General features: G+C 53.4%; 5 protein-coding genes. 1 reads left to right on the top strand and 4 read right to left on the bottom strand.

The window, feature by feature from the left end; all coding sequences use genetic code 11:
- Positions 1-665 precede the first annotated feature (665 nt).
- On the top strand, positions 666-1727 hold the full coding sequence (locus B2Y11_RS06585; RefSeq protein WP_291057521.1) for a hypothetical protein: 1062 nt from the start codon (positions 666-668) through the stop codon (positions 1725-1727).
- A gap of 132 nt (positions 1728-1859) precedes the next feature.
- Here B2Y11_RS06585 and bioA read toward each other — a convergent pair whose 3' ends face one another.
- The 4 genes from bioA to B2Y11_RS06605 all read right to left on the bottom strand — a co-directional run bounded on the left by bioA (position 1860) and on the right by B2Y11_RS06605 (position 6836).
- Entirely contained in the window at positions 1860-3212 is a 1353-nt protein-coding gene (gene bioA, locus B2Y11_RS06590) for an adenosylmethionine--8-amino-7-oxononanoate transaminase (protein ID WP_291057523.1), read from the bottom strand.
- 382 nt (positions 3213-3594) lie between these two features.
- On the bottom strand, positions 3595-4269 hold the full coding sequence (gene bioD, locus B2Y11_RS06595) for a dethiobiotin synthase (protein ID WP_291057525.1): 675 nt from the start codon (positions 4267-4269) through the stop codon (positions 3595-3597).
- Between the two features lie 54 nt (positions 4270-4323).
- Positions 4324-4899 (bottom strand): biotin transporter BioY, encoded by a 576-nt coding sequence (locus tag B2Y11_RS06600; protein ID WP_291057527.1) that lies wholly within the window; start codon positions 4897-4899, stop codon positions 4324-4326.
- A 737-nt stretch (positions 4900-5636) separates the two neighbouring features.
- A complete protein-coding gene (locus tag B2Y11_RS06605; RefSeq protein ID WP_291057529.1) occupies positions 5637-6836 on the bottom strand; it encodes an MFS transporter in 1200 nt (399 codons plus the stop codon).
- Between the last annotated feature and the right edge of the window lie 687 nt (positions 6837-7523).

Genomic DNA, 7523 nt, shown 5'->3' on the forward strand with positions numbered 1-7523 from the left:
TCAATATGGAGAAAAGGCAACCGTTAACAATGATATTTGACTCAATTTTGTTGATCTTCCTCAGCTTGTTCCTTAACTAAGTAGCATTGCGCACGCGGGGGGAAAGATGGTACGCAGTACCAAAGGGGGGAAGGCTCGAAAGGTTCTTAAGGTTCTTAAGTTTGACGGGCCCTACGGGCCCGAGGGTTGTGGATTGCCCTGCGGGCAATACTTATAAATGCCGCCTTCCGGCGGCAAAACCTTCAAAGCCGGGCTTCGCCCGTTGGAAATGCACCCCTATCCCCACTTCGCGGTACTTCCCCCGGCGGGGGGAAGTTTGCTCTACGCTCACCTAATAAGTCATGTAGCACACTGCTTAGCCTCCATAGTCCCCCCGCCTGCGGAGGGGAAGGTGGTGCCGCAGACACCAAAGGGAGGAAGGGTTCAGAAGGTTCTTAAGATTGACCGGTATAAAGACCGGAGGGTTCTCAGGTTTGACGGCAGTTTCAGGAATACGGCCTTTCGGTACTCACGTAAGCATAAAGTATCATTTCTCTGCTTACCTTCATCCACCCCCGCGCCACTACGTGGCCCTCGCCCCTAAAGGGGCGCAGAATGCTGCAGACAGCCCAAAGCCCAAAACCGTCCCACCGGCCCACTACTCCACTAACCAAGGATGTGATGATTTGTCAGTTTCAACCGCCAGAAATCCCTATACCTGTTTTACTCCCGCCCACCTTATCCTCATGATGGTCACTTTTTTCTACGTGTTTATCAACCTTATACGGCCGGAGTACAAGACTTTTTCCATCGCTTTTATTATCGGCCTCTTTATCTTTTACACCTGGAAGCGGATCCTCACCATCCTTGTGACGGCGGTCATCGCTTTTGCCCTGATTTCCTTTTTTCCCTTTCTGGCACCCGTGGCCTTTATCCTTATGCTCATTATTTTCTTTGCCCGGCTGGGCTACATTATCGAGAACTGGCGGGCGGTGCTGGCGGGGTTTTATATGTACGGCATGGCCGCTTTCTTCGGCCTTCATGTGTATATGAATCTGCCCTACCGCTTTTTTCTCCGTTATTTTTTCTCCATCAGCCCCCTGCACGCCGCCGTCATAGCCTTCCTGGTCACCCTGGGTTTCCATCTCATCATGCTGTGGCTCTACCATAATCATTACACCCTGAAACGGGCCATGCCCATCATGGGGGTGGCGCCGCTTCTCATCATTCTTCTCCTCATGCCTTTTGTAAAGGCCCTGGACGGATTCGACAGCGTAGACACCGTGGACACTGTGGACACCACCGATGCTCCCATGGATACGGCAGATACCTTTGATACGGTGGACAGCCCTTCCGACGCCTACGATTTTGCCCACCACGGCGCACCGGATACGCCGGGCCACGATGTAATCGATGCCCCCGGCATCCACCACACCCACGACTACTTCCGCACCGGCCCTGACGGCAGCCCCCAGCACGTGAGCGGCTACGATGCCACCAACCCTGACGGCATAGTGGAAAACAACTTTTCCTACCACGGCGCTGTTTCCCATGACGGCACTGCAGATGCCCCTGCCGATGCCGCGCCGGCAGACAGCATTCCCGCTGAAACCGTGGACCACGCCATGGACTCCCTGGATGCTGCCGCCGACAGCAGGCCCGCTTTCCTGCCGGCAAAGGAGGATAATAAGAGGAAACAGCCTCCTGCCGGTAAGGAAATAATCAATTTATATGAGCCTGAGAAATAAAAGGGCAAGAAAAAGCCTTCCGTCATTGGATGACAGAAGGCTTTTTTGCATGATGATTCAGAGAGCTCAGAGGTTGTGGATTGCAGGGCCTTTCCCCTCTTTCGGGAATACCGGTAAGCACCGCTATTGACTCTATTCCCCCAGTACGGCATGCACCGCTTCAGTGCAGAGTTTCACTGCCTTGTCCATATCTTTTCTTTCGATGGTGAGCGGCGGATTGAAGTAGATAATGTCTCCCATGGGGCGGAGAACCAGTCCCAGGTCCATGGCTTTTCTGAAGATATGCCAGCCGATACGTTTGGCGGGATCGAAGGCTTTCTTTGTCGACCGGTCTTCCACCAGTTCGATGGCGTTGATGAGACCGATGTGGCGGATTTCGCCTACGTTCTTATGATGGCCCAGGGCTTTCATGAGTTCTTCGTGGAGATATTTCCCGTCTTCATTGACCTTTTCCAGGATGTGGTCCCGTTTCATGATTTTTAGCACGGTCAAGGCGATGGCGCAGCCCATGGGATTTCCTGCATAGGTATGGCTGTGGACGAAGGCTTTGTGGGTGCCGTAGTCGTCGTAGAAGGCGTCGTACACCTTGTCGGTGGTAATGGTGATGGACATGGGCATGTAGCCGGCGGTGAGGCCTTTGGAGGTGCAGAGAATATCCGGGGAAACGCCGGCGTGTTCAATGGCAAAGAGGGTGCCTGTGCGTCCGAAGCCGGCGGCGATTTCATCGTCGATGAGGAGGACGCCGTATTCATCGCAGAGTTTCCGGAGCTTCCGGAGGTATTCCGCCGGATAGATACGCATGCCGGCAGCGCCCTGGAGGATCGGCTCCACAATGCAGGCCACCGTTTCCTTTCCGTATTTCTTGAAGGCTTCTTCGGCGCTTTCAAAGCATTCCACATGGCAGGTTTCCCGGGTCTTGCCGTAGGGACAGCGGTAGCAGTCCAGGCCTTTGAAATGGATGTTGTTCATGAGCATGGGGTGGAATATCTTGGCGTAAAGATCCATGGAGCCCACGGACAGGGCGCCGATGGTTTCACCGTGATAGGATTCGGGGAGGCACATGAAGCGGGTCCTTTCAGGATGGCCGGTCTGGTACTGGTACTGGAAGGCCATTTTCAGGGCCGCTTCCACAGAGGAGGAGCCGTTGTCGTGGAAGGTAAACTTGGTGAGGCCCTTCGGCAGAAGCGGTTCCAGCTCCCGGCACAGTTCGATGGCCGGTTTATGGGTGAAATTGGTGAAAATCACGTGCTCCAGCTGATCCACCTGCTTCTTCAGGGCCTCATTGATTTCCGGATTGCAGTGGCCCAGAAGGTTGCACCACCAGGAAGAAATAATGTCCAGGTATTCCTTGCCATGGGTGTCGTACAGGTATACCCCCTTGCCGTGGTCTACCACCACCGGTGGAAATACTTCGTTATCCTTCATCTGCATGGCCGGATGCCAGATGTATTTCTTGTCTTCCGCTTCCCAGTTAATATCTGCCATTTTGTATACTCCTTCTCTTCTATTATTTTCATATGTCTGGATTTGCTGCTTTTTCACTTTCCGTGAAAAGGTTCAGAAGGTTCAAAGGGTTCAGAGGGGGGTGGTGGCACCCTTCGGGCGCAATATATATCCGCCGTAAGGCGACATTTATCCCCCCTGAACCAGCCCGCTCTCTGGGCGGATCCCATGGTTCTGCGAAGCGAACGAACCATAGAACCCGGGCGCTGAAGGTGCCTAACCCCTCTTGCTTCCGTGATTACAGCCCCTCTGTGCCCGCCCCCTGAGCGCAGCGAACACAACCCTGCTATATAACCTGCGGCGTCAGCCGCGCCCCTTTTTCATATATAGGGAGAGGGCCTGGCACCGCCAATGTCTCAATCATTCACACTTCCGCGTAGCATCCTTCCAGCACTTTAGGATCACAGTGAAGGATGGTGTCTCCCTTTCTTACCCGGTCGATGACCTTGACGCCGGTGATTTCTTCAATCATTTTTACATTATCCTCTTCCATGACACCGCCCTGCCAGTTGTTGAGGATAATGCCCTTGATAGGGATGTGGCGGTTCCTGATGTATTCGCAGGTGGTGACCACGTGGTTGATGGTGCCAAGGCCTGCGTCTGCCACCACCAGCACCGGCAGGTGGAGCCAGCCGATGATGTCGGTCAAATAGTAATGGGCTTTTTCATCATGCCGGATGGGGCATACAATGCCGCCGCTTCCTTCCATGGTGACGTAGGGATATGTTTCGGTGACCCATTTCCAGGCTTTCAAGATGACTTCCTTTTCCAGCGGGTACCCTTCCAGCTGAGCTGCCAGATGGGGAGACACGGCGTGCTGGTAGAGGTAGGAAAGAATCATGTCCTCCGGCTCGTTGATGTGGGCGAATTTGTTCACAAAGCCTGCGTCGGAAGCGGCCACGGTGGGCGCACCGCTGATGGCGGCCTTGTAGTAGCCTGCATCATAGCCGGCCTGCCTCATGGTTTTCACGATGAGGGCGGTGACGTAGGTCTTGCCGATGTCCGTGTCCGTGCCTGTAATAAATAATCCTTTACTCATTTCAAACTCCCCCTTGCAATAAAATAAGGAAGAAATATTTCTTCCTTGTAATCTTTATTCATGTATCCCCAGCGCCTTCACCAGCCGTTTGGAAAGGAAAGCTGCCAGAATGCAGAGGCAGATGTCTCCCGGTACGGCCAGAAGGAAGCAGTAAAGAATCACTGCCCATACGCCGATGGTTTTTCCGATATAGAAATTGTTGATGAAATAGACGTAAATCATGCCGAAAAGGTACACCACCGCCACGCCGCAGAGGTTGGCAAAGAGCACCTTGCCGAAGGACCAGGAGCCTGACATTTCACGAAGTTTTCCAGTGAGCCATGCGCCTGCAATGAACCCCACCAGGTAGCCGAAGGTGGGCTGGAAAATGTAGGAAGGGCCGCCGCCTTCCGTAAACACAGGAACCCCCACCAGTCCCAGCAGTACATAGAGCGCCACGGAAAGGGCACCTTTGCGGCTGCCCAGAATGAGCCCTGCCAGGGTGGTGAAAAGGAGCTGCAAGGTAAAGGGACACACCGGCACCGGAATGCGGATAAACGCCCCTATGGCTATGAGCGCCGTGAACAACCCGAAAAGAACTATTTCCCTGGACTTTCCCTGTCCCGCTTCCAATGCATTTTCCCTAACCATGTTCTCGCCTCATTTGTGAACTATTTGTTACTGTTCTGCCGTATATACGGTTTACATAGGTATATCATATAACAACCATAAATTTATTTCAACGTTTACAATATATTTTCAAGGCCATAAAATCAGCGTTTGAAAGAAAATAGATCCGTTCAAGCCCCGCCCCGCTGTCATTTCGACCAGAGCAAAGGGGCGTGGAGAAATCTCACTCCTAATGATACGTGCCGCAATGGGGCCGGAGATTTCTCAGCTCAGCGTTTCAATATTGGCGGACGCAGTTATCCCCCATAACAGCCACGCCGCCCCGCTCGAAATGACGAAGAGGCGGCCAGCACACTGTCATTTCATAAGAAATCGGATGGCGCAAATGACTCCCGCACCACCGTCATTTCGACCAGAGCGAAGGGGCGTGGAGAAATCTCACTCCTAATGATACGCATCGCAATGGGGCCGGAGATTTCCAGGCTCAGCGTTTCATTATCGGCGGACGCAGTTATCCCCCCATAACGCCATGGGGCCCGCTCGAAATGACGAAACGGCTGGCAGCGCACTGTCATTTCATAAGGAATATAAAAAAAGCTGTAAAGAAATGGTGGGCATTTCTTTACAGCCTTTTATTGAGAATCAGGAAATCAGCGAATCACAGTGCCTCTGGTGTCCTTGATGAAAAGGAGCACGTTCACTGCTGCTGCGATGTAGACGCAGGACAGGAGGGCGAAGGCGGCGCTGAATCCGTGGGACTAGGCCAGGGCGCCGATAATAGCGGGAGCAAAGCCCCCTACGGCACGGCCCGTATTGAAGATGAAGTTCTGGGCAGTGGAGCGGGCGTCGGTGGTATAGTTTTCAGAAAGAAGGGTACCATAGCCGGCCATCATGCCGTTGCAGAAGAAGCCCAGGAAGGCGCCGCCGAAGAGAAGGGCGATAGGCGTGCCCAGGTTCACGTAAATGTACACCATGGCTGCAGCGCAGACATAGAAAATGAGATAAGGAACCTTGCGGCCCAGACGGTCGCAGAGATAGCCGAATACGTAAATGCCGGCAATCATGCCGATAACGGTAACAATCATCCAGCCGGACATGGATTTCGTGGTCAGGCCGTGTTCCTTCAGAAGAATCATGGGCAGCCACACCATAATGCCGTAGTAGCCGAAGTTCTGCACGCTGGTCATAACGGTGAGGGACAGTGTGGTCACTGTCTTGGAAGGACCGGCAAAAAGATGAGCCAGGGGGAATTTCTTTGCTTCCGCCAGCTGCTCCTCTTCCTCTGCTGTCAAGGCCTCCCCATTGGCCTTTCTGGCAGCCAGAGCTTTCTTCATTTCCTTACGCTTCACCCACATAGGCGGTTCCTTAATGCCGTGACGGGCCCAGGCAGCCAGCAGTGCCGGCACCACGCCCACCAGGAAAAGGCCTCTCCAGCCATAGTCCGGAAGTACCACAGCCGCCAGGATGGCTGCCAGCACAGCGCCGGCCTGCCAGCCCATGGCTACACCGGCGGTGGCTCTGGCACGCTTGGCAGCCGGCCAGGTTTCGGAAACCAGGGTCATACCGATACCGTATTCCCCGCCAAGTCCAAGGCCCGCCAGGAAACGGAGAATATTGAGGTGCGTCACATTATCTGCAAAGGCGCAGGCACCGGTAAAGATAGAGAAAATAATGATGGTCAGTGAAAACGTGTGAACACGGCCGTAGTAATCGGCAAAAATACCAAAAAGATAGCCCCCAAGCACCGTACCGATAAGGGTGTAGGTGGCAATGAGGCCCCCTTCCCCCAGGGTCAGGCCGAACTCGCTTACAATGGCCGCCATGGCAAAGGAAAGAATGAGCACATCCAGCCCGTCCATGGCATAGCCGATGATGGATGCCCACATCACCTTCCAGCGTTCCTTCCGCGTCACACCGGTTTCTTCAAATTCCAGCTCTTCCAAAGATTTTTCCGACATAGTACCCCCCTAATAGGTCTTCCAAAAAATAAGAAACAGCCTGCACCGATTTCGGCACAAATTGTCTTATTCTATAATGAAAAGGTTTATTTGTAAAGGGGGAAAATGAAAAAAAGGCCCCTTCGCCGCCCCGGGTTCTCTCCGTATATAGTCTCCTATGGGGGCGTGAGGGGCACGGCTTCGCCGTGGGTTGTGTAAAAGGGTTGTGTAAAAAGGTTATGGGGATGGGGAAAGATTCAAAAGGTTCAAAGGGTTCAGAGGGTTCAGAGGGAATGGATTGCCCTTCGGCAATGAGTATAAAGTCAGCGTTACGGGATTTGCTTTTGTGTCATCATTGACCCATGCCAAAATGCCAAAGCCTCCTTCCTTAGGAAGGAGGTGGCGCCGCAGGCGACGGAGGATAGGGGCGTCAGTTCTTTCTTTATATTTTCGGGCCTATCCTCAGGGCTTCCCTAACGTTAGGTGCCTGCCATTCTGCTTCTTATGTTACTCAAGGCATTGCGGAAACTCCCACTTTGGTGCCTGCCGCACCACCTTTCTCCCGCAGCGGACAAGGGGGAGCGCTTTTCCCATCACGCTACAGGCATGGTTGCAGGGTTTTCCGCCGGCAGGCGGAATATATACTTATCGCCGCCAAAGGCCTAGGGAAGCACTGATTAATTCGCAGAATCGAATTTCATATGTATT

The sequence above is a fragment of the Dialister sp. UBA1703 genome (assembly GCA_002320515.1).
Lineage (GTDB): Bacteria > Bacillota > Negativicutes > Veillonellales > Dialisteraceae > Dialister.